The 26,070-nt window shown below is 60.9% G+C and carries 20 protein-coding genes; 6 read left to right on the top strand and 14 right to left on the bottom strand.

Features of this window, described 5'->3' with window-relative positions:
• Positions 1 to 2: 2 nt before the first annotated feature.
• A complete protein-coding gene (gene acs / locus ACR0FC_RS06250) occupies positions 3 to 1,967 on the bottom strand; it encodes an acetate--CoA ligase (protein ID WP_170339021.1) in 1,965 nt (654 codons plus the stop codon).
• 429 nt (positions 1,968 to 2,396) lie between these two features.
• Between acs and ACR0FC_RS06245 the strand changes: the two genes are divergently transcribed.
• Genes ACR0FC_RS06245 through ACR0FC_RS06235 form a run of 3 tightly spaced genes read left to right on the top strand, consistent with a single transcriptional unit; the run spans position 2,397 to position 5,507 of the window.
• Positions 2,397 to 3,413: a C4-dicarboxylate TRAP transporter substrate-binding protein gene (locus ACR0FC_RS06245; RefSeq protein ID WP_170339465.1), complete on the top strand. Its 1,017-nt coding sequence runs from the start codon at positions 2,397 to 2,399 to the stop codon at positions 3,411 to 3,413.
• A 57-nt stretch (positions 3,414 to 3,470) separates the two neighbouring features.
• Positions 3,471 to 4,100 carry a TRAP transporter small permease subunit gene (locus ACR0FC_RS06240; RefSeq protein WP_170339018.1) on the top strand — a complete coding sequence of 210 codons (630 nt, stop codon included), beginning with the start codon at positions 3,471 to 3,473 and terminating at the stop codon, positions 4,098 to 4,100.
• Positions 4,101 to 4,103: 3 nt separating this feature from the next.
• Positions 4,104 to 5,507, top strand: coding sequence for a TRAP transporter large permease (locus ACR0FC_RS06235; RefSeq protein ID WP_170339016.1), 1,404 nt, complete (start codon positions 4,104 to 4,106; stop codon positions 5,505 to 5,507).
• Positions 5,508 to 5,677: 170 nt separating this feature from the next.
• Here the strand turns inward: ACR0FC_RS06235 and ACR0FC_RS06230 are convergent, their stop codons facing one another.
• Genes ACR0FC_RS06230 through rocF form a run of 3 tightly spaced genes read right to left on the bottom strand, consistent with a single transcriptional unit; the run spans position 5,678 to position 8,569 of the window.
• A complete protein-coding gene (locus tag ACR0FC_RS06230; RefSeq protein WP_170339014.1) occupies positions 5,678 to 6,718 on the bottom strand; it encodes an ornithine cyclodeaminase in 1,041 nt (346 codons plus the stop codon).
• A gap of 10 nt (positions 6,719 to 6,728) precedes the next feature.
• Positions 6,729 to 7,649, bottom strand: coding sequence for a citrulline utilization hydrolase CtlX (ctlX, locus tag ACR0FC_RS06225; protein ID WP_170339013.1), 921 nt, complete (start codon positions 7,647 to 7,649; stop codon positions 6,729 to 6,731).
• Complete coding sequence (rocF, locus tag ACR0FC_RS06220) at positions 7,649 to 8,569, bottom strand: arginase (RefSeq protein WP_170339011.1); 921 nt, start codon at positions 8,567 to 8,569, stop codon at positions 7,649 to 7,651. The genes ctlX and rocF overlap by 1 nt, the downstream gene beginning before the upstream one ends.
• Positions 8,570 to 8,655: 86 nt before the next feature.
• On the opposite strand from rocF, the gene ACR0FC_RS06215 reads away from it, so the two are divergent.
• Together ACR0FC_RS06215 and mprF are read left to right on the top strand one after the other, a co-directional pair.
• On the top strand, positions 8,656 to 9,084 hold the full coding sequence (locus ACR0FC_RS06215) for an Lrp/AsnC family transcriptional regulator (protein ID WP_093961837.1): 429 nt from the start codon (positions 8,656 to 8,658) through the stop codon (positions 9,082 to 9,084).
• A gap of 101 nt (positions 9,085 to 9,185) precedes the next feature.
• Positions 9,186 to 11,795 (top strand): bifunctional lysylphosphatidylglycerol flippase/synthetase MprF, encoded by a 2,610-nt coding sequence (mprF, locus tag ACR0FC_RS06210; protein WP_170339009.1) that lies wholly within the window; start codon positions 9,186 to 9,188, stop codon positions 11,793 to 11,795.
• A gap of 3 nt (positions 11,796 to 11,798) precedes the next feature.
• On the opposite strand, the gene ACR0FC_RS06205 is transcribed toward mprF, so the two are convergent.
• The 6 genes from ACR0FC_RS06205 to ACR0FC_RS06180 all read right to left on the bottom strand — a co-directional run bounded on the left by ACR0FC_RS06205 (position 11,799) and on the right by ACR0FC_RS06180 (position 16,564).
• Entirely contained in the window at positions 11,799 to 13,391 is a 1,593-nt protein-coding gene (locus tag ACR0FC_RS06205) for an efflux transporter outer membrane subunit (protein WP_170339007.1), read from the bottom strand.
• Between the two features lie 2 nt (positions 13,392 to 13,393).
• Positions 13,394 to 14,539 carry an HlyD family secretion protein gene (locus tag ACR0FC_RS06200; RefSeq protein WP_170339005.1) on the bottom strand — a complete coding sequence of 382 codons (1,146 nt, stop codon included), beginning with the start codon at positions 14,537 to 14,539 and terminating at the stop codon, positions 13,394 to 13,396.
• 21 nt (positions 14,540 to 14,560) lie between these two features.
• A complete protein-coding gene (locus tag ACR0FC_RS06195) occupies positions 14,561 to 14,920 on the bottom strand; it encodes a DUF3302 domain-containing protein (protein ID WP_093961840.1) in 360 nt (119 codons plus the stop codon).
• A 34-nt stretch (positions 14,921 to 14,954) separates the two neighbouring features.
• Positions 14,955 to 15,524: a disulfide bond formation protein B gene (locus ACR0FC_RS06190; protein ID WP_170339003.1), complete on the bottom strand. Its 570-nt coding sequence runs from the start codon at positions 15,522 to 15,524 to the stop codon at positions 14,955 to 14,957.
• Between the two features lie 12 nt (positions 15,525 to 15,536).
• Positions 15,537 to 15,692 carry a DUF5993 family protein gene (locus ACR0FC_RS06185; RefSeq protein WP_170339565.1) on the bottom strand — a complete coding sequence of 52 codons (156 nt, stop codon included), beginning with the start codon at positions 15,690 to 15,692 and terminating at the stop codon, positions 15,537 to 15,539.
• Between the two features lie 110 nt (positions 15,693 to 15,802).
• Complete coding sequence (locus ACR0FC_RS06180; protein WP_170339001.1) at positions 15,803 to 16,564, bottom strand: DeoR/GlpR family DNA-binding transcription regulator; 762 nt, start codon at positions 16,562 to 16,564, stop codon at positions 15,803 to 15,805.
• Positions 16,565 to 16,783: 219 nt separating this feature from the next.
• Here ACR0FC_RS06180 and glpD point away from each other — a divergent pair, with 219 nt between their 5' ends.
• Positions 16,784 to 18,376 carry a glycerol-3-phosphate dehydrogenase gene (gene glpD, locus ACR0FC_RS06175; protein WP_170338999.1) on the top strand — a complete coding sequence of 531 codons (1,593 nt, stop codon included), beginning with the start codon at positions 16,784 to 16,786 and terminating at the stop codon, positions 18,374 to 18,376.
• A 58-nt stretch (positions 18,377 to 18,434) separates the two neighbouring features.
• Here glpD and ACR0FC_RS06170 read toward each other — a convergent pair whose 3' ends face one another.
• The 4 genes from ACR0FC_RS06170 to ACR0FC_RS06155 all read right to left on the bottom strand — a co-directional run bounded on the left by ACR0FC_RS06170 (position 18,435) and on the right by ACR0FC_RS06155 (position 26,005).
• Positions 18,435 to 21,572 (bottom strand): efflux RND transporter permease subunit, encoded by a 3,138-nt coding sequence (locus ACR0FC_RS06170; protein ID WP_170338998.1) that lies wholly within the window; start codon positions 21,570 to 21,572, stop codon positions 18,435 to 18,437.
• A gap of 3 nt (positions 21,573 to 21,575) precedes the next feature.
• Positions 21,576 to 22,754: an efflux RND transporter periplasmic adaptor subunit gene (locus ACR0FC_RS06165; RefSeq protein ID WP_170338996.1), complete on the bottom strand. Its 1,179-nt coding sequence runs from the start codon at positions 22,752 to 22,754 to the stop codon at positions 21,576 to 21,578.
• 239 nt (positions 22,755 to 22,993) lie between these two features.
• Positions 22,994 to 24,712: a methionine--tRNA ligase gene (gene metG / locus ACR0FC_RS06160; protein WP_170338994.1), complete on the bottom strand. Its 1,719-nt coding sequence runs from the start codon at positions 24,710 to 24,712 to the stop codon at positions 22,994 to 22,996.
• Between the two features lie 69 nt (positions 24,713 to 24,781).
• Entirely contained in the window at positions 24,782 to 26,005 is a 1,224-nt protein-coding gene (locus tag ACR0FC_RS06155) for an MFS transporter (RefSeq protein WP_170338992.1), read from the bottom strand.
• Positions 26,006 to 26,070 lie beyond the last annotated feature (65 nt).

Here is a 26,070-nt window from a genome sequence, read left to right as displayed (position 1 = left end):
CCTCACTTGTTGGCCCGGTTGGCGATCAGATCTTCGACGACGGACGGGTCGGCCAGGGTCGAGGTGTCGCCCAGCGAGCCGAAGTCGTTCTCGGCGATCTTGCGCAGAATGCGGCGCATGATTTTGCCCGAACGCGTCTTGGGCAGGCCCGGGGCCCATTGGATCACGTCGGGGCTGGCGATCGGGCCGATTTCTGTCCGAACCCATGTGCGGAGCTCTTTCAGCAATTCATCCGAGGGCTCTCGGTCATTCATCAGGGTGACGTAGCAATAGATGCCTTGGCCCTTGATTTCATGGGGATAACCAACGACGGCCGCTTCGGCGACCGCGGCGTGAGCCACCAGCGCGCTTTCGACTTCTGCGGTGCCCATGCGGTGGCCCGAAACGTTGATCACGTCATCGACGCGGCCCGTGATCCAGTAATCGCCATCTTCGTCGCGGCGGCAGCCGTCACCGGTGAAGTAATACCCCTTGTAGTCCGAGAAATAGGTCTTCTCGAACCGCTCATGGTCGCCCCAGACGGTACGCATTTGGCCCGGCCAGCTGTCCTTGATGCACAGCACGCCTTCGACTCCGTTTCCGGTGATTTCGACACCCGACTGCGGATCCAGCACGACGGGTTGAACGCCAAAGAAGGGCTTCATCGCCGAGCCGGGCTTGGTCGCATGCGCGCCGGGCAGGGGGGTCATCATGTGGCCACCGGTCTCGGTCTGCCACCAGGTGTCAACGATCGGGCATTTGCCCTTGCCGACCACGTCATTGTACCAGTTCCAGGCTTCGGGGTTGATGGGTTCGCCCACCGTGCCGAGTGTTTTCAGGGAACTCAGGTCGCATTTTTCTACGAACTCGTTGCCCTGACCCATAAGTGCGCGGATCGCGGTCGGTGCCGTGTAGAACTGGTTGACCTTGTGCTTCTCGCAAACCTGCCAGAACCGCGAGGCGTCGGGATAGGTCGGCACGCCTTCGAACATCAGTGTGGTGCCGCCATTGGCCAACGGGCCATAGACGATATAGCTGTGGCCAGTGACCCAGCCCACATCGGCGGTGCACCAGTAGATGTCGCCGTCATGATAGTCGAAGGTGATTTCGTGGGTCATCGCGGCGTAAACCAGATACCCACCCGTGGTGTGCACCACACCTTTCGGCTGTCCGGTCGAGCCCGAGGTGTAGAGGATGAACAGCGGGTCTTCGGCGTTCATCTCGGCCGGGGCGCAATAGTCGTCGGCCTCCAGCGCCATTTCGTTGTAGTCGTAGTCGCGCCCGTCGATCCAGGTGGTCTGGCCACCGGTGCGCTTGACCACCAGACACTTTACCGTGTCCTTGCAATGCAGCAGCGCGGCGTCGGCGTTCGATTTCAGCGGAGTCTTGCGGCCGCCGCGCGGGGCTTCGTCGGCGGTGATGATGACCTTGGCGTCACAACCGTTGACCCGAGCGGCCAGTGCGTCAGGCGAGAAGCCGGCAAACACGATCGAGTGGATCGCGCCGATGCGGGCGCAGGCCAGCATGGCATAGGCGGCCTCGGGGATCATCGGCAGATAGATGACGACCCGGTCGCCTTTGCGCACGCCCATCGATTCGAGGATGTTGGCCATACGGCAGGTGCGGCGGTGCAGCTCGGCATAGGTGATGTGCTGGGCTTCGTCGTTCGGATCATCCGGTTCCCAGATGATCGCGGTCTGATCGCCGCGGGTCTTCAGGTGACGGTCCAGGCAGTTGGCCGAGACGTTCAGCGTGCCGTCAGCATACCAGTTGATCTTGACCGAGCCGAAGTCGTAGTTGACGTCCTTGACCTGGGTGTAGGGCTTGATCCAGTCGATCCGCTTGCCATGCTCACCCCAGAATTTCACGGGGTCATTGACAGATGCCTCGTACATCTGGGTGTATTTTTCGGCATCGACATGAGCGCGAGCGACGGTTTCTGCGGATGGCGGAAATACCTTGGCTTCTGCCTGGGCAGCGGTGGTCATTCTGAGGCTCCTCCCTCTGACTGGACTTCAGGTGGACCGAGTTTGCCCAATTGATTGGCATTGTCGATCCGTTTCCTCCCCGGTCGGGATAATACGCCTTCGAGAAAAGAAAGAAATAAATTGCCGTAATCCTTGGATTTGTTTGTAAACAACTTTCCGTTTCTCGGGGCTTTTTGTAAATTCGACCGAGTTGAGTTTGCGATAACATGATAAAAAACAATAATTTAAAGATCCAAGAACTGTTAACGGTCCAGGACGACGTCTTTTCTCCTGTGGGTCGAACGTGTCGGCCCGGCTTTCTGGGCCGTGCAGAAATCACCGCTTGCGCGAGTGTACCATTCGGGCAGCGGGGCTTGGCACGTGTCGATGTTGGCGCTAGCTTGACTCGCAAGCGCCCCGGGAGGGGGTGCACCAATGGGAGAGATCATTATGAACAAGATGTTGAGCGGAGCGGCCATCGCCGCCCTTGGCGTTGCTTTTGTCACCGAGGCGGCTGCGACCGAGTGGAATGCCTCGGTCTGGGGCAAGCGCCGCGCCTTCACCGAACATGTTGAGAAACTGGCCGAACTGGTCAGCGAGAAAACCGATGGCGCGTTCACCATCAACGTCAGCTATGGCGGCCTTTCCAAGCCCAAGGAAAACCTGGACGGCATCGAAATCGGCGCCTTCGAGATGGCCCAGTTCTGCGCTGGTTATCATCGCGACAAGAACCGCGCGATCACCGTTCTGGAACTGCCGTTTCTGGGCGTGAACACACTGGATGAGGAAGTGGCCGTCAGCCACGCGGTCTACGATCATCCTGCGGTCAAGGAAGAGATGGCCAAGTGGAACGCTCGGATCCTCATGACCTCTCCGATGCCGCAGTACAATCTGGTCGGGACAGGCGAGCCGCGTGACGAACTGGCAGAGTTTGAAGGTATGCGCGTTCGTGCGACCGGGGGCCTTGGTCAGGCGTTCGAGGCCGTTGGTGCCGTTCCGACATCGGTTCCGGCGACCGAAGCCTATAATGCGATGCAGTCCGGTGTCGTGGACACCGTCGCATTTGCTCAGCACGCACACCTGTCGTTCGGCACCATCAATGAGGCCGACTGGTGGACCGCGAACCTGAACCCCGGCACGGTGAACTGCCCGGTGGTCGTGAACATCGACGCCTATGAAGCATTGCCGCCGGAGCACCGTGAGGCGCTGGACAGCTCGATCGACGAGGCGATTGACCACTACCTGACCAACTACGGTGAGCTGCTGAAAAAGTGGGATGGCGTGCTCGAAGAAAAGGGCGTTCAGAAAGTCATGATCGATGACTCCGTTCTGGACGAGTTCCGTGCCAAGGCGGCCGACCCGATCCGCGACCAGTGGATTGCCGACATGTCCGCGCAAGGCCTGCCGGCGCAGGATCTGTATGATCTGGTGCAGGCAACGCTGAAGCAGCAGCGCGGCGGCAACTGATAAAAACAGCCGGGGGCTGAAATGCCCCCGGAATCATCTGGAACAGGGGACAACCGGATGGCAGGACACGCCACGGTATTGGAGGACGGCAGCCTCCTGAGCCGTCTCGACCGGCAATTGCTGCGACTTGAACGATTTCTGGCCCTTCTCAGTGGCATCGCCGTTTTCGGTTTGATGGTGTTGGCTGTTGTGTCCGTCAGCGGCCGCAACGCGATCAACGCCCCATTGCCGGGCTATGTCGACTGGATCGAGCAGGCCATGCCTCTGATCGCGTTTCTTGGCATTTCCTACGTTCAGCGGGACGGCGGGCACATCCGCATGGACATTGTGATTGCACGTCTGCACGGGCGCGCAATGTGGTTGTTCGAGCTGATTTCGGTCGTGTTGATCCTTGTCCTGATGTTGGCGTTGGTCTGGGGCAGCTGGTCCCATTTCGATCGATCGTTTGATTTCGGCGCACCGATGTGGAGCCGTGACAGCTCGATCGACATCGGTATTCCGATCTGGCCCGCCAAGCTGTTGGCGCCAGTTGCCTTCTCCGTTTTGTGTCTGCGGTTGTGTCTCCAGATCTGGGGGTATGGTCGGGCGTTCCTGTTGGGGCTGGAATCTCCGGTTGCGGTGCCGCTGATCCAGGACGCCGCCGCGCAGGCCGCGGCCGAAGCCGAGCAGTTTGAGAGGCAGGGCTGACAAATGGACACGATTGAAATCGGCCTGTGGGTCACGGGCGGCCTGCTGGTTCTTGTCGTCGCGGGCATGCGCGTTGCGTTTGCCGCAGGCCTTGCAGGGCTGGTAGGGCTGGTCTGGATATTCTGGGCCAAATTCGGATACGACCCGGATCGGTTTGGTAAGGCTTTGACCGTTGCCGTCAAGACGGCGGGGCAGGTGCCGCATTCCAAAGTGGCCTCGCACACGCTCAGCCTGATCCCAACTTTCATCCTGATCGGATACCTGGCCTATTACGCGGGATTGACCCGGGCGTTGTTCGAAGCGGCCAAGCGCTGGGTCGCCTGGGTGCCGGGTGGTTTGGCGGTGTCCACGGTTTTCGCGACGGCCGGCTTTGCAGCCGTGTCAGGCGCGTCAGTGGCTACGTCGGCCGTCTTTGCCCGCATTGCCATCCCCGAGATGCTGGACGTCGGCTACAACAAAAGGTTTGCCGCAGGCGTCGTGGCCGCAGGCGGTACTTTGGCGTCGCTGATCCCACCTTCCGCGATCCTCGTGATCTACGCGATCATCGTCGAGCAGGACGTGGGCAAACTGCTGCTCGCCGGGTTCATCCCAGGTGCGTTTTCGGCGGTGATCTACGGACTGCTGATCATCGGTATAGCGGTTTTCTTCAAAAACGTGGGTCCGCCGGTGCGGGGCTTTACCTGGAAACAGCGCTTTGCCGCGTTGCCCGGTGCGCTGCCGATCTTCGCGGTAATCCTGATCATCATCTGTTTTGTCTACAACCCATTTGGTGACAAGGCGTGGGGAACGCCGACCGAGGGCGGCGCAATCGGTGCATTCATCGTGTTCTGCTTTGCGCTGTTCCACGGCATGCGCTGGACCGAGCTGAAGTCGGCGCTGTTGGAAACCGCCAAGCTGACGGCGATGATCTTCTCGATCATCTGGGGTGTCTTGATCTACGTGCGCTTTCTGGGTTTCGCCGACCTGCCCGGAGCGTTCTCGGATTGGATTACTTCCCTCCATATGTCACCCATGCTGATCCTGATCTGTATCCTGTTGGCCTATGCCGTGCTTGGCATGTTCATGGATGCAATCGGGATGCTGCTGCTGACTCTGCCGGTGGTCTATCCTGCCGTCATGGCCCTGAACGGGGGCGAGGCGGTAAGCGCGGCCGACAGCACATTTGGCATGTCGGGCCCCATGTGCGCGATCTGGTTTGGCATTCTGGTGGTCAAGATGGCCGAGTTCTGTCTGATCACGCCGCCAATCGGCCTGAACTGCTTCGTGGTCGCTGGCGTGCGCCCGGACCTGAGCGTTCAGGACGTGTTCAAGGGCGTGGCCCCGTTCTTTGTCGCTGATGCGGTGACGATTGCGCTGCTGGTCGCGTTTCCGGCGATCGTTCTGTATCTGCCATCGCTTGCCGGCTGAGGTTTTGGGCAATCCAGGCACGGGCTGTGATGCATGGCTCTGCCGCGCGCATAGAAAATTCGGGCGGCACGAAGTCTCGGTGCCGCAGTGGACCCAATACCTCGGTGTCGCAAAGACTGAACGGGGGCAGCGTCCCCATCCGGCCTAACGTCTAAATCGGGCGAAACGGCTCACTTTGCCCGCATGAGCATGCCAAACAGGTCGCGCGGATCGTCCGGGTCGGCCAGCATGTCCAGGGGTTCGAAGAACTCGGTTCCCTCGATCGCGCGCTTGACGTAGCGCAGGGCCGAGAAGTCCTCGATCGCGAAACCGACGCTGTCGAACAGAGTGATCTGCCGGTCGTCACGGCGACCTTCGGCCTGACCGGTGATGACCTGCCACATCTCGGTGACCGGGTGGTCAGGGTCCAGGGCCTGAATTTCACCTTCGATCCGGGTCTGCTCGGGGTATTCCACGAAGATGTCGGACCGCAGAAGTATGTCGCGATGCAATTCGGTCTTGCCGGGGCAGTCGCCTCCGATCGCGTTGATATGCACGCCCGGACCGACCATGTTGTCAGTCAGGATGGTGGCATATTTCTTGTCGGCGGTGCAGGTGGTGATGATCTGCGCGCCCTCGATCGCCTCTTCAGCCGAGCGGCACGAAACCACGTTCAACCCGGTCCCCTGCAAGTTGGCCGCGCATTTCGCGGTGGCGGCGGGATCGATGTCAAAAAGGCGAACGGTATCAATCCCGCACATGGCCTTGAAGGCCAGGCACTGGAATTCGGACTGCGCGCCATTGCCGATCATCGCCATCGTGGACGCATTCTTGGGGGCCAGGTACTTGCCGACAAGCGCCGAAGTGGCCGCGGTGCGCAGCGCCGTCAACATCGTCATCTCGGTCAACAGGGTCGGATACCCGGTGTACACGTCCGCAAGCAGGCCGAACGCGGTGACGGTCTGCAAGCCCTCGGACGTGTTCTTGGGGTGGCCGTTCACATATTTGAACCCATAGGCCTCGCCATCCGAGGTCGGCATCAGTTCGATCACGCCATGCGGGGAATGGGCCGGGATGCGCGGGGTCTTGTCAAAGCTCTCCCACCGTTTGAAATCGTCCTCGATCTGGGTGGCGATCTCGATAATCATTCTTTCGACACCGATGTGGTGGATCAGCCGCATCATGTTGTCGACGGATACGAAGGGAACAAGCGCCTTGTCGGAAGGTTGCATGGGGTCTCTCCTAGCGGCGTGACAGGTGGATGCCTGCGATCATGCAGCGCACCGACCCGCCGGCGGTTTCGATGGTGGGTACGGACAGCGGCAGGGGCGTCGCGCTGTCGTGGATGATGTCGATCTGATCCGGGCGCAGCGCGGCCAAAGCCCGGCTGGACAGCGCCAGAACCAGCCCGTCACGGCCCGTCAGTTCGATGGCGTTTCCGGCAAATTCGGCGATCTGGTCATGGGTCAGGTCGATCACCGTGCGGCCGGACTCCTCGAGCCGCGCCTTCACGGTCGCGCGCCGCTCGGGGTCGGTGATCATGTCCAGACAGATCAGGGCGTAATGCGTGCCGATCCCCATCAGCACATTGGTGTGATAGACATCGCGGCCTTGCGCGTCGCGGGCCTCGAAGGCGATGGGCTCGTAGTTGAAATGGGTGCAGAACCGTTCCAACAGCACCGGGTCGGCACGGTTGGATTTGACGGTATAGGCAATGCGCCCGACGTGATCGAGCACCATCGCACCGGTACCCTCCAGCGCGAGGTTGTCCTGCTCGAGGCCGGAATAGTCGATCACGTCCTGTACGCGATAATCGCGTTTCAGCATCTCGATCACATCCATCCGACGTTCGCGCCGGCGCGAGGGAACGAACATCGGATAGATCGCCACGTGCCCGCCCGGATGGGTCGAGAACCAGTTGTTCGGAAACACGCTGTCGGGCGTGTCGCTGTCACCGAAATCGTCGAACACATGCACGGTCACGCCGGCGTTGCGCAGTTGCTCGACCGCGCGGTCATGCTCGTCGCGGGCGGCGGCCGAGGTTGCCTCGGCCGAGCGGTTGGCCAGCGTCTGGAACGCATTGTCGTCGCGGGTCTCGGGGTTCGAGGCAAAGGCGTGTGGCCGGATCATGACCACCGCCGAAGGGGCCTGAAGGGAATGCATCAGAAGCTCCGGGTAATGCGGTCGAAGATGCGGCGGCCCAGCAGCGAGGCGGCCAGGTCGACCATCAGTTTCGCGGTTCGGCCGCGTTCATCAAGAAAGGGGTTCAGCTCGACCAGGTCCAGCGAGCAGACCAGCCCGCTTTCGTGCAGCAGTTCCATGGCCAGATGCGCCTCGCGTTCGGTGGCGCCGCCGGGAACCGTGGTGCCGACGGCCGGCGCGATGGCGGGGTCAAGGAAATCCACGTCCAGCGAGACATGCAGGATGCCGTTCGCGGCGCGGACGCGGTCCAGAAAGGCCATCAGCGGGGCCTTGATGCCGTGTTCGTCGATGCTGCGCATGTCGGCCAGCATGGCGCGGTCTTTCTCCAGCGCGGCGCGCTCGGCCGGATCGACCGAGCGCAGGCCGATCATACCGACGCGGTCCGTGGGTATCGGAGCATCCAAAGCGGGGAAAGCGTCGAACCCGGGCTGACCGGTGAAATAGGCGACCGGTGTGCCATGCAGGTTGCCGCTGCCGGTGCTGTTGGGCGTGTGGAAATCGCTGTGCGCGTCCAGCCAAAGAACGAACAGCGGGCGCCCGATCTGCTGCGCATGGGCGGCCATGCCCGAGACCGTGCCCATCGACAGGGCGTGGTCCCCGCCCATGAAGATCGGCAGACCTTGTTGGGCCGCCTGTTGCGCGACCCGTTTCAAAGCCCGCGTCCACCCTACGCATTCGGGTAGGGCAAAGAGGTGATCATGTTGCGGCATGTCGACAGTGTCCGGGCGGGTGTCGCCAAAGTCTGTGACCGTGTGCCCGAGGTCGGACAGAGCCTCGGCGATTCCGGCCACGCGGTACGCGTCGGGTCCCATCCGGCAACCCTGGCGCCGCTTGCCGACGTCCATGCCGGCACCAACGAGAATGACTGATTTGGTATCCATACGTTCATTTAGCGGTGCAAAGCGGGTTGCGTGAAGGAGGCAAAATGCTCAAAATGAAATCTGAAAATCCAAATTGGAAACACGAAATGGACGATCTGGACAGCCGCTTGCTCAGCGCCCTTCACCGAGACGCTCGCGCGTCCCTGTCAGAGCTTGCAGAAGTGCTGGGTGTAACGCGGACGACCGTGCGCAGCCGGCTGCAGCGGCTCAAGCAATCGGGTGAGATTGTGGGCTTTACCGTCCTGACCCGTCGGGACGTCGCGCAAAGCCCGGTGCGCGGGCTGATGATGCTGGAAATCGAAGGGCGCGGGACCGAGCGCATCATGGCCCGGATCGCAGCCATGCGGCAAGTGCGGGCGGTGCATTCCACCAATGGCGGATGGGACCTGATCGCCGAGATCGGGACCGAGACGCTGGCCGAACTGGACGAGGTTCTGTTCCAGATCCGCCGCATCGAAGGCGTGACCCGCTCCGAGACCAATCTGCTTCTGTCCACTCGAAAAGGCCGCTTTTGAACCGCCCGCCATTCACCGGCGCGGCATAGCTTTGAATACCAAACGATTTGTGCAAGAGTTTTCCCGCAGGCTTGATCAAGCCCATGGGCAGGGAAATCAATATGAGCACAGCAGACCCAGGCGAAAACTCGCGGGCGGAGATCCTGATTGCCCGGGTGACCGGTCTGTTGGAGCAGCCGATCGTCAGGTTGGCGATACCTGTGGTGATAACGCTGATCGCGTTGACGGTGCTGCACGACCTGTCGAGCCATGTGAAATGGTCGGACGTGCAAGCTGACATTGCCGGAACGTCCTGGCGGGTGATGTTCCTTGCCGTGTTCTGGACGGCTTTCAGTTTTCTGTCTCTGTCCTTCTATGACGTCTTCGCCGTGCAGAGCGTGGCGGGGGGAACGGTCCCCCTTCGCATTGCGGCCATGGCCGGGGCCAGCGGCTATGCGGTGTCGAATTGCCTAGGATTTTCGTACATCACGGGTACGGCGATCCGCTATCGGATCTATGCGTCGCTGGGGTTGGATCTGGGACGGGTCGCGGGCGTGATCGCCACATCATGGGTGGCCTTCTGGATGGGCCTCATCCTGATCCTCGGCGGAATGATGACGCTTCATCCGGACGGGATCGCCCAAGCGTTGCCGATCAGCGGAACGCTTGAAACGGTCATCGGGGTCGCCCTGCTGGCCGGTCTGCTGGTGCTGTTTGTATGGCTGGCCAAAGGCGGGCGTCGGCTGTCCTTTGGCGGGGTGGGATTTGACCTGCCCGGAGGCAAGTTGGCCAGCTTTTTGACACTGGCCGCAATCGGGGATCTGTTCGGCGCGTCGATGGCTCTTTATGTTCTGATGCCCGACGATCTGGGCGTCGGTTATCCCTATTTCTTCACCATCTATATCTGCGCAATCGCAGTTGGGATTCTCAGCCATGCGCCGGGCGGAATCGGTGTGTTCGAGGCCACGTTGATCGCAGGGCTGGGGGCCTCGGGCCGGTCGGACGTGATTGCCGCCTTGCTGCTCTACCGGGTTGTCTACACGTTTTTGCCATTTGCCATCGCAAGCCTGTCGATCGCTATCGCTTCGGCGCTGGCACACCGGCATCACATCAGCGGCGCGGCCACCTGGTTTTATCGGGCCGTCCGGCCAATCGTGCCGATGGTGGCTGCCGGTATTGCAGCAGTGGCCGGTGTGGTTCTTCTGGTGTCCGGCACCTTGCCTGCCAGCTCGACGAAACTGGGGATCCTGCGCGAGTTTCTGCCCCTATCCTTCGTCGAGGCATCGCATCTGGCCGGAAGCGCCATTGGCGTTCTGCTGCTGCTTGTGGCGAGGGGGCTGTACCGCAAGCTGTACCGGGCATGGATCGTTGCCATGATCCTGATGCTGGCCGGGTTCTTCGCATCACTGGCCAAGGGGCTGGATACGCATGAGGCCGTCGGAATGCTTGCAGCCATCGGTTTGTTGGCCCTGTTTCGCGGGGCGTTCTACCGGGTCAGCGGCGCATCCATCTTCCGACTGAACATTCCCTGGCTGGTCAGCCTGCTCACGTTGCTGGCGGTGATCTTCTGGATCGGGTTGTTCGCCTATTCCCATGTCGAATACGAAAACGCGTTGTGGTGGGAGTTTGCATGGAACGGCGATGCCTCGCGGTTCCTGCGCTCCAGCATGGTGGTGGCGGTGATCGTCGGGGTGGTGGCCGTGAACTCGTTGTTCGGACGCACGATCCCCGCACGTCAACGCACCGAGATCCCCGCGGCGGTCGAACGTCTGGCAATGGCCAGCGAAGACACCGAGGCGCAGATCAGCCTGACCGGCGACAAGCAGTTCCTGATCGCGCCAGATGAAAGCGCCTTTCTGGCCTATGCCGATTCCGGCAACGCGTTGATCAGCAAGGGCGAGCCTGTCGGCGATGAGGCCGCCGGCCAGCAACTGATCTGGCAGTTGCGCGAGATGGCGGATGCCGAAGGCAAGCTCTGCGCATTTTACAGCGTGTCCACCAAGTATCTGCCTACGTTTCTGGACCTCGGCCTCTCGATCCTCAAGATCGGCGAGGTCGCCCGTGTTCCGCTGAAGGACTTCACGCTTGACGGCAAATCCCGCAAGCGGTTCCGTCAGGCCCGGAACCGGGCCGAGCGTGAAGGGTATGTCTTCGAGATCATTCCCAAAGAACAGCTGGGACCTGTCCTGCCGGAGCTGCGCCAGATCTCGGATCACTGGCTGGAAGGCAAGGCGGGCGCGGAAAAGGGTTTTGCCCTGGGCGGGTTCGACGAGCAGTATTTGTCCTATTTCGATCATGCGGTTCTGAAGAACGGCGAGACAGGCAAGATCGTGGCTTTTGCCAACCTGTTTCAGGGCGGCAACAAGTCGGAACTGTCGCTGGATCTGATGCGGTACGCGCCCGACTGCCCCAGCTTTGTTATGGATGCTCTGTTCGCCGAGATGATGAACTGGGGCGCCGGCCAAGGGTTCCATTGGTTCTCGTTGGGGGCCGCGCCGTTTTCCGGGATCGAGAACCGGCAACTCGCCTCTCTCTGGAACCGGATCGGCGGCTTCGTCTACGAGCACGGTGAGCAGTTCTACCACTTCGAGGGTCTGCGCGCCTTCAAGCAGAAGTTCGACCCGGAATGGAGCCCCAACTATCTGGCCAGCCCAGGCGGTCTGGCCGCGCCGCGCATCCTGTACGAGGTGAACATCCTGATCTCTGGTGGCCTGACGGGCCTGACGAAATAGCGCCTAGTTCAGACTTGCCCGTGTCGGATCCTGCTGCAGCAGGTCACCCCAATCGGTGCGATAGGACATCTCGGCCAGTACGGTTTCCGGCAGGAACTCCTGGTTTTGACGGATCTGCCAGCCCCCGCCCAGACCCTTGTAGACCGCGACCAGGTTCGACGACACCTGCTGGCGCGCCTCGATCAGGTTGGCTTGCGAGCGCAGAAGCGCGGTCTGCGTGTTCAGCACGCGGGAATAGTCGGCGATGCCGTCGCGATACTGGCTGACGGCGATGTCGGCGGCCTTGCGCGCCGCGTCGACACTGCGTTGGTAAAACGACACCTGCTTGCGCGCCTGGGCATAGGCGACCATGGCGCTTTCGACCTCGGAATAAGCCGTCAGAACGGTGTTCTGATAGTTGGCAATCAGCGCCTGATAGGCGGCGTCCTGCGCACGTACGTTGTTCTTGATCCGCCCATAGTTCAGAACATTCCAGACCACGCCGGCGCTGGCCAGACCCGTGGTGCTGTTCGAGCTGAACAGGTCGCGCCCGCCCGACGCCTGCAGGCCGATCGAGCCCGACAGGATGAACTGCGGATACAGGTCCGCCATGGCGATGCCCACCTGCGCAGATTGCGTGGCTGCGGCCAGTTCGGCCGCGCGAACGTCGGGGCGGCGACGCAGCAGTTCGGCCGGAACGCCGACAGCCACGTTCGATCTTGCTGACGGAATTCGCCCTGACGTTCCCAGAAGGCCGGTCATGCGCGACGGTGTCGTGCCCAGCAGAACCGCCAGCGCGTTCTTGGCCTGCTGCAAATCGCTTTCCAATGTCGGCACCAGCGCCTTGGTGTTGTTCAGCAGGGCGGTGGACTCCTGCACATCCAATTCCGTCGTCACACCATTGGTGAACCGCAACTGGGTCAGATCATTGGCTTCCTGCTGCAGCTTGATGTTCTCGCGCGCGACGGCCAGCGACTCCTGCAGCGCGCGGATGTTGATGTACAGCGCGGCCACATCGCCCGTCAGCGTCACCAGCGCGTCGTCATAGTTGGCGACCTGTAGCGCCAGGTTCGACCGCGCCGCCTGCACCCCGCGCCGCTGCGCCCCCCAGACGTCCAGTTCCCACTGGGCGTCAAATCCCACCTGCGACGTCGAGAACTCGGTATCCAGCGGAATGATGCGGTTGATGTCTGCGATGGGACCGAGATTGTCGCTGATCCGGCGCCGCTCCAACGCGCCGCCCACGGCCTGAGATTGCGGATAGAGCTCGCCGAAGGCGATGCCCAGTTGCGCGCGGGCCTGCAACACGCGCGCGCCTGCGACCTGAAGGGTCAGGTTCTGGGCATAGGCCTCGGCCACCAGCTTGTTCAGGGTCGGATCATTGAAGCTCTGCCACCATTTGACCACAGGGGCGCTGCGCGATGTCAGCCCGCTGGCCTGGCTGGCGCTGGGGCTGTTGGCCTCCATCCACTGTTTCACGACCGGCGAGTTGGGCCGCACGAAATCCGGCCCGACCGGGGTGCAGGCAAACAGCAATGCGGCGCTCAGCGCGGTGCCGATCAACATGCGGCGGCGGTTTCGTGGCCTGCGCGGACGGTCCGGGTTCATGTGTGTCATGCTCAGATATCCAACGGTCGGATGAAGTTGGCGAAGGAATAGAGGCGGATGTTGATGCGGCGCAAAAACTCGAAGCTTTTGCCTTGTCCCGTGTAGATGGCCACTGCCGCGTGCCCGCCAGCGGGGAAGGTATGCCCTTCGGGTACGTCGACCGAAATCTGCACCGCGATGCGCCCGGGAATTTTGGGCAGCTCGAACCCGGGCAGGCGGCCAGAGGGCAGGTATTGCCCTTGCCGTGTGGCCCACCAGATGGCCTCGACCTTGCCGGTCAGAATTTCACCCGGATAAAGATCCAGCGCGACTTCGACGGGCTGACCGGGTTCGACGAATTTCAGGTTCTGCTGACGGTATGTGGCCAGGATATAGGGAGAATCCTCGGTCACGAAGCTGGCGATGGCCCCAAGTCGGATATCACCCACCACAAGGCCGGGACGGGCCTGTTGCGAGACGATCATACCGTTTTCAGGAGCGTAGATCGTTGTATTGTCGAGGAAATACTGCGCTTCGGCCAGCTGCGCCTTGGCCTGAAGGATACCGGTGTTCACTCCGTCGATCTGTGACTCCTGCGCAAGTTGCGCTTTTCTAAGATTGGCCTCAGCCTGTTTGACCGCAGCCTGATCTTCGGTCACTTGTTCGTTCCAGCGGTCCAGTTCGTCCTGACGCGCGCCCCCGGCAGGCACCAGGTTTTCATAGCGCGCCTTCTGCGTCATCGCGTAGGCCAGCTGGGCATTGGCACGCTCCACCGCCTCGGTCGAGGCGATCACGTCCTGTTCAAGGATCTTGGCGTTTTGCTCGGCAGCCACCAGTTGCGCTTGCGCGTTCTCGACGGCCAGCTTGAACACCGTGTCATCGAACCGGTACAGCGGATCGCCCTTGGTGATGGGCGTGTTGGGTTCGACCAAGACCTCGGTCAGGATGGTCGGTTGGGTCAGTTTCGGGACGATCTGGATGGTGGACCGCACCACGTGGCTGTCGATCGAGAAGGGTTGGAAGAACCGCAGCGCGACCAGAAAGATCAGCAGCAGATGGGCGCCAACCCAGAACGACACGATCCCCCAGACAATGTTGAACTTGAGCCATTGTGCTTTGAAGAAAATGAACCAGACAAAAATGATGTAGAAAAGCGTGATGCCGAGGGCGACGAACATAGTGGTGGATTTCCTTCGGCGTCAGGTTTTCTGTGGGTCGTCGGCAGCAGGGGCCCGGTATTCGTCCTTGACCTGTCCGCCAAGGCGCTCGATTTCCTTGCGGATCGCTTCGCGCTCGCCCTCGGGCAGGCGGCGGATGTCCACGGTCATGCCATCATGATAGGCCCAGATGAAGGCGTGCACCCAGGGGATGATCGCCAGAAACCCCATCCATCCCATCAGTTTGACGGCTTCGGCATGGGGGTGGTTCCGTTTGATTGCGATGCGGCCGGGCAGGCCCATGATGAACAGAAACAAGGCCATGACCGCCGCCAGCAGCAGGATCAGCGCGACGAATGTCAGGTAGTCATAATAGCCCAGCGGCTGCCCCAGTAGTCCCATCGTCGCGCCTCCTGTCTGGACGGTTGCCCCATCCTCAGTTGTTGGTGTCCAGTTCGTCAATCAATTTGTAGCTGGTCGGCGGGTCGGCGCAGATGCCCGGACCGCATTCCAACAGCGTCGAACCAGCGTTCAGCACCGCAAGACCCAGCATGATGAAGAACGCGACCTTTGCCAATGTGCTGCCGCCAAAGCGTGGTTCCGCGCGCGTGTCCGAGACATACTGTTTCTCGAACATCAGCATGATCGCTGTGCCCAACAGGATCAGGAAAAAGCAGATGGCCGCCCAGGTATAGTAGTGCAGGCCCAACACCGGAGAGCCATAGTGCCCGGTTCCCGGCACGATGTGCAGAAGGATCTGCCGCACCGACACGCTGCCGCCGTAGAGGGCTGCAATCAGCATGATCGCATAGTGTTGGGGCCGCGGGCCATAAAGCAGGTTCAGGCCCAGACCGACACCAACCGCAACGAAGCCAACTCGCTGCAACAGGCAGAGCGGGCAGGGTAGTTCGTACAGCTTGAGCTGGTAGACATAGGCCAGCAGCAGAACAAGGCTGACGGCCAGCATTCCAAGGGCATTCAGAGTACGGGACAGTTCAGGTGTCATGATCGTCCCTTTCTACAACTGTATTGTCAGCTGGCTTGTGGCGTGAAACTTGAGCCAATAGACGCTCAACGCCAGCGTGAGAAAGAAAACCACGTTCCCGGCTTTTGTCCGTCCAAAGTAATTCAGCGCCATAACGGCTGTAAGTAACGCAAATAAAAGCGCGATCATGGCTCGGTCCTCCCCTCCCGTGCAACGATTGCAGTAGTGGTGATACTGTCAGGCCCGCTGCCATCTGGCAAGTTTCGGTGTCGGCCGTTCGCCTTATGTGCGAGCGAACCCTAGCCGCACACCACCAATTGGGTCTGCCATTCGCGGCAGCGCGCCGCCAGTTCGGATGTGACGGGAGCGTCTGTGTAGAACGTGTCGATTTCGGACAATGACGTGATGCGGGCCGGAGCCGAGCGCTGGAATTTCGAGTGGTCTGCAACAAGGCTGGTATGCCGCGCCTGCGCGATGATCGTCTGGCTGACATTCACTTCCTGAAAATCGAAATCCAGCAGATCGCCTTCGTCATCCAACGCAGAACACCCTATGACCGCGTAGTCAAACTTGAACTGGCGAATGGTCGAAACGGTCAGGTTTCCGATCAGGCCACCATCGGAGCGGCGCAGCACACCACCAGCGACCACGATCTCGCATTCGGGGTTTTCGACCAGAATGTTGGCCACGTTCATATTGTTGGTCACGACCATCAGGTTCTTGTGGCTCAGAAGTTGCCGCGCCACGGCCTCGGTCGAGGTGCCGATGTTCATGAACACCGATGCCCCGTCCGGTATGTCGGCGGCACATCTTTTGGCAATGCGGGTCTTTGCTTCGTCGTTCAATCCGCGGCGGTCTTCGTAACCGATATTCGAAACGCCCGACCTCAGAACCGCGCCGCCGTGAACGCGGTCCAGCATCCCGGCATCGGACAGTTCCGACAGGTCCCGACGAATGGTCTGGACGGTGACATTGAACCGCTCGGCCAGATCCTCGACCGCGACGCGCCCGTTTTGCTTGGCAAGGCTCAGGATGTCGGATTGGCGAAAGGACAGGGACATATTCGGCTCCGCGGGTTTGGCGTTGTTCGTTTTTGTTCTTTTTTAGCATCGGGCGCAAGCCCGATGTTTTCTTGCTTTGACATCCAAGGAACTAGAGGTCAACGACGATCAAGTTGTGCGAGATGCGACAAAGCGAACAAAAACGAAAAACAAAATTGACTAAACGAGTGCCTGTCGCGTTAATGCGGGCGACCCTTTTGCAAATGGAATCATCAGACCATGAAACAGCCGGACACCCAGATCACCGATCTTTTCATCATCGGTGGCGGCATCAATGGCTGCGGCATCGCGCGCGACGCCGCAGGGCGCGGGTTGAGCGTCACGCTCGCCGAGATGAACGATCTGGCCTCGGCCACCTCGTCAGCCTCGACCAAGCTGTTTCACGGAGGGCTGCGCTATCTGGAGTATTTCGAGTTCCGCTTGGTCCGCGAGGCCCTGATCGAACGTGAAACGCTATTGCGTGCCATGCCGCATATCAGTTGGCCGATGCGGTTCGTTCTGCCTTATCACCCGGACATGCGGTTTGACTCTGAAACGCCCACGTCGCGCCTGTTGGGGACGGTCATGCCGTGGATGAAGGGGCGCAGGCCTGCTTGGCTGATCCGTTTGGGGCTGTTCATGTATGACAACCTGGGCGGACGGAAGATCCTGCCGGGAACAAGTTCATTGGACCTGCGCACGGCGCCCGAGGGCGCGCCGCTGCAGGACAAGTTCGAAACCGCGTACGAGTATTCAGATTGCTGGGTCGAGGATTCAAGGCTGGTGATCTTGAACGCACGCGATGCAGCGGCACGCGGCGCGCGGATCTTGGTCGGCACCAAGGTTCTGTCGGCCGAACGCAGCGAAGATGTCTGGCGGATCACCGTGCAGGATTGCGAAAGCGGTGAAACCCGTGAACTGCGCGCGCGGATGCTGATCAATGCGGGCGGGCCGTGGGTTGGAGACATTATCCGGACCAAGATCCGTTCGAACTCACGCGAGGGCGTGCGGCTGGTGCGCGGCAGCCATATCGTGACGCCGCGCCTCTACGACCATGATAAATGCTACTTCTTCCAAGGTGAGGACGGGCGCATCATCTTCGCCATTCCCTATGAGCAGGACTTTACTCTGATCGGGACCACTGATCAGGACCACCCCGATCCGTCCGAGCCGCCCGTCTGCACCGAGGCCGAGCAGGATTATCTGTGCGCCTTCGCGTCCAAATACTTCAAGAAGCCGGTCTCGCGTGACGAAATTGTCTGGACCTATTCCGGTGTTCGCCCGCTGTATGATGATGGCGCGCAAAGCGCCACGGCCGCCACGCGGGACTACACATTGAAAGTGGACGCCGAGGGAGGTGCGCCGGTCCTCAACGTGTTTGGTGGCAAGATCACAACCTTTCGCCGCCTTGCCGAAAGCGCGATGGAGAAGGTGGCCGAGCACTTCCCAGACCTGTCTGGCCCTTGGACTGCGGGAGTTGCTCTGCCGGGCGGGGATTTCCCGGTCGACGGGGTCGAGGCACTGGTTGCCGGGTTGAAGGCCGACTACGGATTCCTCACCGACAAATGGGCGCACCGTCTGGTACATGCGTACGGCACCGAAGCACGCATCATCCTCGGGGACGCGGTCCAGGCCGATGATCTGGGCGTCGATTTTGGCGCGACCCTGACCGAGCGTGAGCTCGAATGGCTGATGGACAAGGAATATGCCCGTACAGCGCAGGATGTGATCTGGCGTCGAAACAAACTGGGACTGCGCCTGAAGCCCGAGCAGGTTGATCAGATCGAGACCTGGATGCAGAAGCGTCGTCAGGAAGAACTGAAAACCGCTTAATAACCCACCAAAGAAAAACGCCCCGCAGTTTTCGCGGGGCGTATCTTTTTTCTGTCGGTCAGGCCGCCTTTTCCGAAGGGTCGGGATCCTTGTTCGTGCCCTTGATCCACTCTCGCATGCTCTGCATCACCGCATATAGGACCGGCACCAGGATCACCCCGAACAGGGTCGCGGCGAGCATCCCGCCAAACACGGCCACACCAATTGCCTTCTGGCTGGCGGCACCAGCGCCGCTGGCGGCCAGCAGGGGCACAACGCCCAACAGGAAAGACAGCGCGGTCATCATGACGGCCCGGAAACGCTGATGAGCAGCCTCGGCGGCAGCGTCTTTGACAGACAGGCCTTTGGCCCGCTGCTCCATCGCGAACTCCACGATCAGGATGCCATTCTTTGACGCAAGCCCCACCAGCATGATCATCCCGATCTGCGTGTACAGGTTGATGTCACTGCCCACGATCGCCACCGCCGCAACCGCGCCGAACAGGGCCACGATCACCGACAGCAGGATTGAGACCGGCATCGTCCAGCTTTCGTATTGTCCGACCAGGAACAAATACCCGAACATGATCGCCAGCCCCAGGATCACCACGACCAGCCCGCCGGATGCCAGCTGTTGCTGGGCGGTACCGGTCCATTCAAAGGCATACCCCGGAGGTAGGGCGGTCGCCGACTCTTCGGTCATCACGGTGATCGCATCACCCGTTGACAGACCTTCTGCCGGAACTGCCGTCACCGTCGCGGAACGGAACAGGTTGTGGCGCTTCAGCAGAACCGGGCCAAGCACGTTTTCGACGTCGATCAGCGTTCCCAGCGGGACCATCTCACCAGTGTTCGAGCGGACATACAGGTTCGAGATGTCCTCGACGTTGTCGCGATACGACCCTTCGGCCTGGATCATCACGCGATAGACGCGGCCGAACAGGTTGAAGTCGTTCACATAGTACGAGCCAAGCTGAGCCTGCATCGTCTGGAAGATTTCGGCGACCGATACGTTCAGCGTTTTTGCCTTTTCCCGATCCAGATCCACGAACAGCTGCGGGACGTTGGCCCGGAAAGTCGTGTAGGCTTGGCCGATTTCAGGCCGCTGGTTGGCCGCGTAGACAAAGGATCCCACGGCCGAGGCCAGATCCTGCGGCGAGCCGCCTCCGGTTTGCTGAACCTCCATTTCGACGCCCGCCGACATGCCAAGACCTTGGATCGGCGGCGGGTTGAACGCGACGATCGAGGCGGCGGATTCGCCGTTTGCGATGGCCAGTACTTTCTGCAGGATGGCGTCCGCCGTCAGATCCTCGTCTTGCCGTTCATCCCAGTTGTCGAGGTTGACGAACACAGCCGCGCCGTTGGTGATGGTTCCGTTCAGTAGTGAGAAACCGTTGATCAGAACGGTATTCGCCACGCCCGGAATCTCGCGGATCTGGTCATCGACACGTTTGGATACCGCCTCGGTTCTCTCCAGTGTGGCCGCGTCGGGCAATTGGATGTCCACGAACAGATAGCCGTTGTCTTCAAGCGGCAGGAACCCGCTGGAGGTGTTCGACATGATCGTCACGCCGCCAAAGGCAAAGCCCGCGATGATCCCAAGCGAGACCACGGGGACGATCAGCAGCTTGCGCACGATGGACACATAACCTGCGCGCATCGTCCCGATGAATTTCTCGAACACCGCCAGCAGACCCTTGGGTGGGCCTGAACGCGCCTGAAGGACCAAACCGCACAGCGCTGGCGACAAGGTCAGCGCATTGATGGACGAGATGACGACGGCGGTCGAGATTGTTACCGCGAACTGTGAGTACAGCCGCCCCGAGATACCGGGCATGAAGGTCACGGGCACGAACACGGCCAGAAGAACCAGAGTTGTCGCGATGACCGGTCCAGTAATCTGCCCCATGGCTTTGCGGGTCGCTTCGGCCGGCGGCAGGCCTTCCTCGGCGATGATCCGCTCCACGTTTTCGACGACCACAATAGCGTCGTCTACCACGATCCCGATGGCCAGCACGAGTGCGAAAAGCGAGATTGTGTTGAGCGACATCCCGAACAGCAGCAGGAACGCAAATGTCCCGATCAATGAGACCGGAATCGCCACCGCCGGAATGATGGTCGCCCGCCAACTGCCCAAGAAGATGAACACGACCGAAATTACCAGGATGAAGGTCAGAACCAGCGTCGATACCACGTCGTTGAGGGATTGTTCGACGAAATCGGTGGTGTTGAACGGAACGTCGTATTCGACATCCGTCGGAAAGGCGCGCGACAGGCGCTCCAGTTCTGTCTGAACCCGATCGGACACCGCCAGCGCATTGGCGCCCGGCGCTTGATAGATGCCGATGACGGTGGCAGGTACGGCTTGATATAAACCGGAGGCGGCATAGTACTGAGCCCCCAGTTCGACGCGCGCAATGTCACGGACCCGTACGATAGAGCCGGCGTCGCCGGTGCGGATCACGATATCGCCGAATTCCTTGGCAGACGTGAGGCGTCCCTTGGTCTTGATCGTGTATTGGAACGTCTGGCCTTCGGGCACCGGCGGGGCACCGATCGAGCCAGCGGAAACCTCGATGTTCTGTTCGCGAATGGCCGAGATCACGTCACCCGGCGTGATGGACAGGGCGGCCATCTTGTCGGGGTCCATCCAGATCCGCATCGCGTATTCCAGGTTGGTCAGAACGTCGGCCTTGCCCACGCCCTGCACTCGCGCCAGCGCATCCTTGAGGTTGATCGACGCGTAGTTCGACAGGAACACGCTGTCATAGGTGCCGTTGGGCGAGGTCAGCGTGACCAGCAACAGCATGTTGGTCGACGCTTTCTGCGTCACCACCCCCGACGAGGTAACTTCGGTCGGCAGCGAGGACATGGCCTGTGCCACACGGTTCTGCACGTTGACCGACGCGATGTCGGGGTCGGTGCCCACCTCGAAGGTGATGTTCAGCGAATACGAGCCGTTGTCCGAGGATGTGGACGTCATGTAGATCATGTCATCCACGCCGTTGACCTGCGCTTCGATCGGCGCGGCAACCGTGTTTTCAACGGTTTCGGCGTTGGCGCCGGTGTAGGTCGTCGTGACGCTGACCACCGGCGGCGTAATGTCTGGGAACTGGGCAACCGGCAGGACCATGTAGCCGATCGCACCCATGATTGTCAGCACAAGCGAGATCACAAGTGCCAGCTTGGGCCGGCTGATGAACAGGGCGGAAAACATCAATTATTCTCCCGGCTGTTCAGAGGCGACAACGGCGTCAACGGCAACACCCGGGCGCACCCTTTGCAGCCCTTCCACGATGACGCTTTCGCCATCACGCAGACCTTCCTTGACGATCACGGCCGAGCCGACCGTTTCGCCGGTCGTAATGTAGCGCTGTTCGACCATCTGCTTGTCGTTGACCACCAGGACGAACTCTCCGCGTTGATCCCGCTGCAGGGCAGCTTGAGGGATCAGCACCTCAAGCGTGGGTTCAAGCGCCTCGATGTGAACGTTAAGAAAGGCGCCATCCACGATCAGACGTTTGTCGTTTGCAAACTCGGCGCGCAAGGTGATCGCGCCGGTCAACGGATCGATCCGGTTGTCCACGAACACGATCTTGCCGGTTTCTTCCAGCTCGGTACCATTGGGCAGCGTAAGCCGGACAATCGGGCTCTTGTTGCTTTCAGCGAGGGTGGAGGCCGTCTCACCAACCGTCTGAAGAACGGAGGTGAACTGCTTTTCATTCAACGAGAAATTCACGTAGATCGGCGCTTCGCTGATCAGGTTGACCAGCGGTTCGGTGTTGGGGCCGACCACGTCGCCGACGCTGGTGCTGATCCGACCGATCCGACCGGAAAACGGGGCGTGGATCTGTGTGTAGTCCAGATCGAGCTGCGCCTGCTGAATGGCTGCGTTGGCCGCTTTGACTTCGGCCTCGGCCACCAGCTCGTTCGCGCGGGCAATGTCGCGCTCGGATTCCGGCGTTGCGTCGCGCCTGTACAGCTCCTCCTTGCGGGCCAGGTCGACCTTGGCCAGCTCCAGATTGGCTTCGGCCCGATCAAGATCCGCTTTTCGGGCGTCAAGCGTGGCCTGGTACAGGTCGGGTTCAATGGTAAACAGCAGATCGCCCTCGTTGACCAACGAGCCTTCTTCCACATTCCGGCTTTCCAGGAAACCGCTGACCCGTGCGATGATGTCCACGTTGTCCGTGGCTTCGGCCCGCCCGATGAAAACAGCCTCCTCGGTGATTTCCTGAGTGTATGCGGCCGCAATCGAAACCTTGGGCGGCGGTGCATCGGACTGATCCTGGGCAAATACGACCGGAGTAAACGCAAGGCTTGCCAGCAAAGTCGCGCAAAGGCCGAGGCGCGAGAGCGGCCGATTGCTGGTCGTGTGGGTAAGCGTCTTTTCAACGGTCATTGCGAGTGCCTCATTCGAACCGGGATTTGGGTCGAACCGGACCGTTCCTGAAGCCCGAGTCGACTAAACTCCAAGTCAGGATGGAGGTATTGTTGAAAATTCTCAAGTATTTGAATTTTAAACGCTCGAACCCTGTCCGGGGATGTCTCGGTCATCGAACCAATATCGTCCGACGATTTAACTTGATCGGTCGGGTCAATTGGTTGTGAAAAAGGGGGCCGCCGGCCCCCTTGATGTACTCAGCTTCGCACCCCGGCAAAACGTGTTTGCCAGTCTTCCCGCTGTTCGTCGGTGATCTTGGCGAACAGGACGTCGGGCACCGTGAACGCGTGCCCGGCGGGCAGGGCGCTCAGCGCGGCGTCCACGCCCTCGGGCCAGCTGGTGTCGAGCGTGTTCATCGCGCTCAGCATCCTGGCCGAAGTCTCGGGAATGAACGGCGCGCTCAGCACCGCATAAAGCCGGATGAGGTTCAGGCCCATCCGCACCTGCGCGGCGGCCTGTTCCGGGTCTTCTTTGAAGGTCGACCACGGTGCCGCGGCCTGCAGGTATTCGTTGCCCGCAACCCAGATCGCGCGCAATTCCTGCGCCGATTTGCGCACCTCCATCGCCTCCATGTGGGCCTCGTAGGCGCGGATGCGTTTGGTCAGTTCCTCGATCAGTGCCTGTTCGCGTTCGCCGTATGCGCCACCGACCGGAACCTCTTCGCCGAATTTCGAGCGGCAGAACTTGGTGATCCGGCTGACGAAATTGCCCAGCACGTCGGCCAGGTCCTTGTTGACCGATTGCTGGAAGTTCTCCCAGGTGAATTCGCTATCGCTGCTTTCGGGCGCGTGGCTCAGCAGCCACCAGCGCCAGTAGTCTGCGGGCAGGATATCCAGCGCCTGGTCCATGAAGACGCCACGGCCCTGGCTGGTCGAGAACTGTCCGCCGTCATAGTTCAGATAGTTGAACGACTTCAGGTGATCGACCAGCTTCCATGGCTCGCCCGAGCCCAAGATCGTAGCCGGGAAGGAGAGGGTGTGGAAGGGCACATTGTCCTTGCCCATGAACTGCACATAGCGCACGTCGTCGGCGCCTTTGTCGGTGCGCCACCAGCGTTCCCATTCCGCATCCGGCTTGCCGTGCGCGTCAGCCCATTCCTTGGCGCAGGCGATGTATTCGATCGGCGCGTCGAACCAGACGTAGAAGACCTTGCCTTCCATGCCGGGCCAGTCTTCGTCGCCCTTCTTGACCGGGATACCCCAGTCCAGATCGCGGGTAATGCCACGATCCTGCAGGCCGTCGCCGTCATGCAGCCATTTCTTGGCGATCGAGGTGGTCAGCACCGGCCAGTCGGTCTTGCTGTCGATCCATGCGTCCAGCTGATCCTTCATCGCCGACTGGCGCAGGTACAGGTGCTTGGTCTCGCGTACCTCGAGGTCTGTCGAGCCGGAAATCGCGCTGCGCGGGTCGATCAGATCGGTCGGGTCCAGCTGCTTGGTGCAGTTCTCGCACTGGTCGCCGCGGGCCTTTTCGTAACCGCAGTTGGGGCAGGTGCCCTCGATGTAGCGGTCGGGCAGGAACCGGTCGTCGGCGTTGGAATAGACCTGCTTCTCGGTCACTTCGCGGATCAGCCCGGCCTCGGCCAGCTTACCGGCGAAATGCTGTGTCAGCTTGTGGTTCTGCGGGCTGGACGAGCGGCCGAAGTGATCGAAGCTCAGGCCAAAGCGTTTGGCGATGTCGGCCTGCACCTCGTGCATCTCGGCGCAGTATTCGGCGACCGGCTTGCCCGCCTTGGCGGCGGCCAGCTCGGCTGGGGTGCCGTGTTCGTCGGTGGCGCACAGGAACATGACCTCGTTGCCGCGGCCGCGCTGGTAGCGCGCGAACAGATCCGCCGGCAGCTGCGAGCCGATCAGGTTGCCAAGGTGCTTGATCCCGTTGATGTAGGGAATTGCCGAGGTAATGAGAATCCGAGCCATGTTTGGTTTCCGCCTAACTGTCTGCGCGCGCTCTATCAAACCGGATCGGGAAATCCCAGCCCCAGAATGCTATCGTCCTTCGCGCGAGCGTTTCAGCAGGCGGCCGATGGTGAAGGACGTGCGCGGCGCGTAGACGTAGTTGGTGCGTTCTTCGGGCGTCGGGCGCGAGCGCATCCGGGCCAGTCCAAAGACGATCAGGACCGCGTGACCCAATGCCACGAAGGCAAACAGCGCGCCGGGGCCGAATTGCTCGATCAGCGTCGAGGAAACATAGGGCGAGGCGATAGCCCCCAGCGCGTACCAGAACATCAGCGCCGCCGACAGTTCCACCCGCTGCTCGGTGGTGGCGAAGTCGTTGGCATGCGCCGAAGAGATCGAGAATATCGGAAAGGTCGTTATGCCGAACAATCCGGCGGCCAGCATGACGCCCACGGTGCCTGTGCCGCTGGCCGCCATGGTGATGCTGCAACTGACAACAGCGGCAATCGACATCCAGATCAGCACCCAGCGCCGGTCGTATTTGTCGGCCAGCCACCCAACCGGATACTGCGCCAGCGCGCCGCCCAAAACAAAAGCGGCCAGAAAGAACGCGATCTGATCGACGCCCAGCCCAACCTCCTGTCCGTAGACCGGACCAACCATCCGGAACGAAGCAGAACTGATGGCCGAGACGATCACACCAGCCACCGCCAAGGGCGAGCAATTCCAGGCCAGCTTGGGCCTCAAACGCGGTGTCTCCGGGGTTTCGGGCTGGCTGGCGCGCGTCAGGGTCAGCGGCAGCAACGAGGCACAGCACAGGATGGCCAGCAGGTTGTAAGAGACATATGAGGCAGGTGGCAGAACGGCGATGATCAACTGCGCGCTCAGCGATGCTCCCATATCGGCCAGCCGGTATGTGCCCATTGCGCGGCCGCGGGTTTCGTTGGTGACTTTTGCGTTCAGCCAGGCCTCGATAACCGTATAACAACCCGCCACGCAGGTCCCCGAGGCAATGCGCAGCGCTGCCCAGGCATAGGAGTTTTCGGTCAACGTGTGGCCAATCAGACCCATCGCGCCCAGAGCCGTGCAGACCGCAAAGGCTCGCGAGTGCCCGATGGATCCCATCAGCCTTGGCGCCCACCAGCATCCCGCGAAAAAGCCCAAAAAGTGAGCCGAGCCCAGAAGGCCGATCTGTTCTGTTGAAAACCCCAGCGTCAGGCCGGATATCGCGTCCAGCGGACCCACGCCGCCCGTGGAAAGCTGCAAAAGAATGACCGAAAGAAAAAGGGCGGCGAATGAGATGATGGTACGCATGGGTCCAGTAGATGTCCGAATGGCGTATGACGATGCGCGCGGCTATTCGACTTTGTGGTGTCGTT

The sequence above is a fragment of the Ruegeria sp. BB9 genome, from assembly GCF_056539345.1.
This window is presented reverse-complemented; position numbering and strand designations above follow the sequence as displayed.

Excerpts from the sequence above, each read along its gene's own strand:
- acs (WP_170339021.1), bottom strand. The coding sequence starts at position 1,967 with ATGACCACCGCTGCCCAGGCAGAAGCCAAGGTATTTCCGCCATCCGCA.
- ACR0FC_RS06245 (WP_170339465.1), top strand. The coding sequence starts at position 2,397 with ATGAACAAGATGTTGAGCGGAGCGGCCATCGCCGCCCTTGGCGTTGCT.
- ACR0FC_RS06240 (WP_170339018.1), top strand. The coding sequence starts at position 3,471 with ATGGCAGGACACGCCACGGTATTGGAGGACGGCAGCCTCCTGAGCCGT.
- ACR0FC_RS06235 (WP_170339016.1), top strand. The coding sequence starts at position 4,104 with ATGGACACGATTGAAATCGGCCTGTGGGTCACGGGCGGCCTGCTGGTT.
- ACR0FC_RS06230 (WP_170339014.1), bottom strand. The coding sequence starts at position 6,718 with ATGCAACCTTCCGACAAGGCGCTTGTTCCCTTCGTATCCGTCGACAAC.
- ctlX (WP_170339013.1), bottom strand. The coding sequence starts at position 7,649 with ATGCATTCCCTTCAGGCCCCTTCGGCGGTGGTCATGATCCGGCCACAC.
- rocF (WP_170339011.1), bottom strand. The coding sequence starts at position 8,569 with ATGGATACCAAATCAGTCATTCTCGTTGGTGCCGGCATGGACGTCGGC.
- ACR0FC_RS06215 (WP_093961837.1), top strand. The coding sequence starts at position 8,656 with ATGGACGATCTGGACAGCCGCTTGCTCAGCGCCCTTCACCGAGACGCT.
- mprF (WP_170339009.1), top strand. The coding sequence starts at position 9,186 with ATGAGCACAGCAGACCCAGGCGAAAACTCGCGGGCGGAGATCCTGATT.
- ACR0FC_RS06205 (WP_170339007.1), bottom strand. The coding sequence starts at position 13,391 with ATGACACACATGAACCCGGACCGTCCGCGCAGGCCACGAAACCGCCGC.
- ACR0FC_RS06200 (WP_170339005.1), bottom strand. The coding sequence starts at position 14,539 with ATGTTCGTCGCCCTCGGCATCACGCTTTTCTACATCATTTTTGTCTGG.
- ACR0FC_RS06195 (WP_093961840.1), bottom strand. The coding sequence starts at position 14,920 with ATGGGACTACTGGGGCAGCCGCTGGGCTATTATGACTACCTGACATTC.
- ACR0FC_RS06190 (WP_170339003.1), bottom strand. The coding sequence starts at position 15,524 with ATGACACCTGAACTGTCCCGTACTCTGAATGCCCTTGGAATGCTGGCC.
- ACR0FC_RS06185 (WP_170339565.1), bottom strand. The coding sequence starts at position 15,692 with ATGATCGCGCTTTTATTTGCGTTACTTACAGCCGTTATGGCGCTGAAT.
- ACR0FC_RS06180 (WP_170339001.1), bottom strand. The coding sequence starts at position 16,564 with ATGTCCCTGTCCTTTCGCCAATCCGACATCCTGAGCCTTGCCAAGCAA.
- glpD (WP_170338999.1), top strand. The coding sequence starts at position 16,784 with ATGAAACAGCCGGACACCCAGATCACCGATCTTTTCATCATCGGTGGC.
- ACR0FC_RS06170 (WP_170338998.1), bottom strand. The coding sequence starts at position 21,572 with ATGTTTTCCGCCCTGTTCATCAGCCGGCCCAAGCTGGCACTTGTGATC.
- ACR0FC_RS06165 (WP_170338996.1), bottom strand. The coding sequence starts at position 22,754 with ATGACCGTTGAAAAGACGCTTACCCACACGACCAGCAATCGGCCGCTC.
- metG (WP_170338994.1), bottom strand. The coding sequence starts at position 24,712 with ATGGCTCGGATTCTCATTACCTCGGCAATTCCCTACATCAACGGGATC.
- ACR0FC_RS06155 (WP_170338992.1), bottom strand. The coding sequence starts at position 26,005 with ATGCGTACCATCATCTCATTCGCCGCCCTTTTTCTTTCGGTCATTCTT.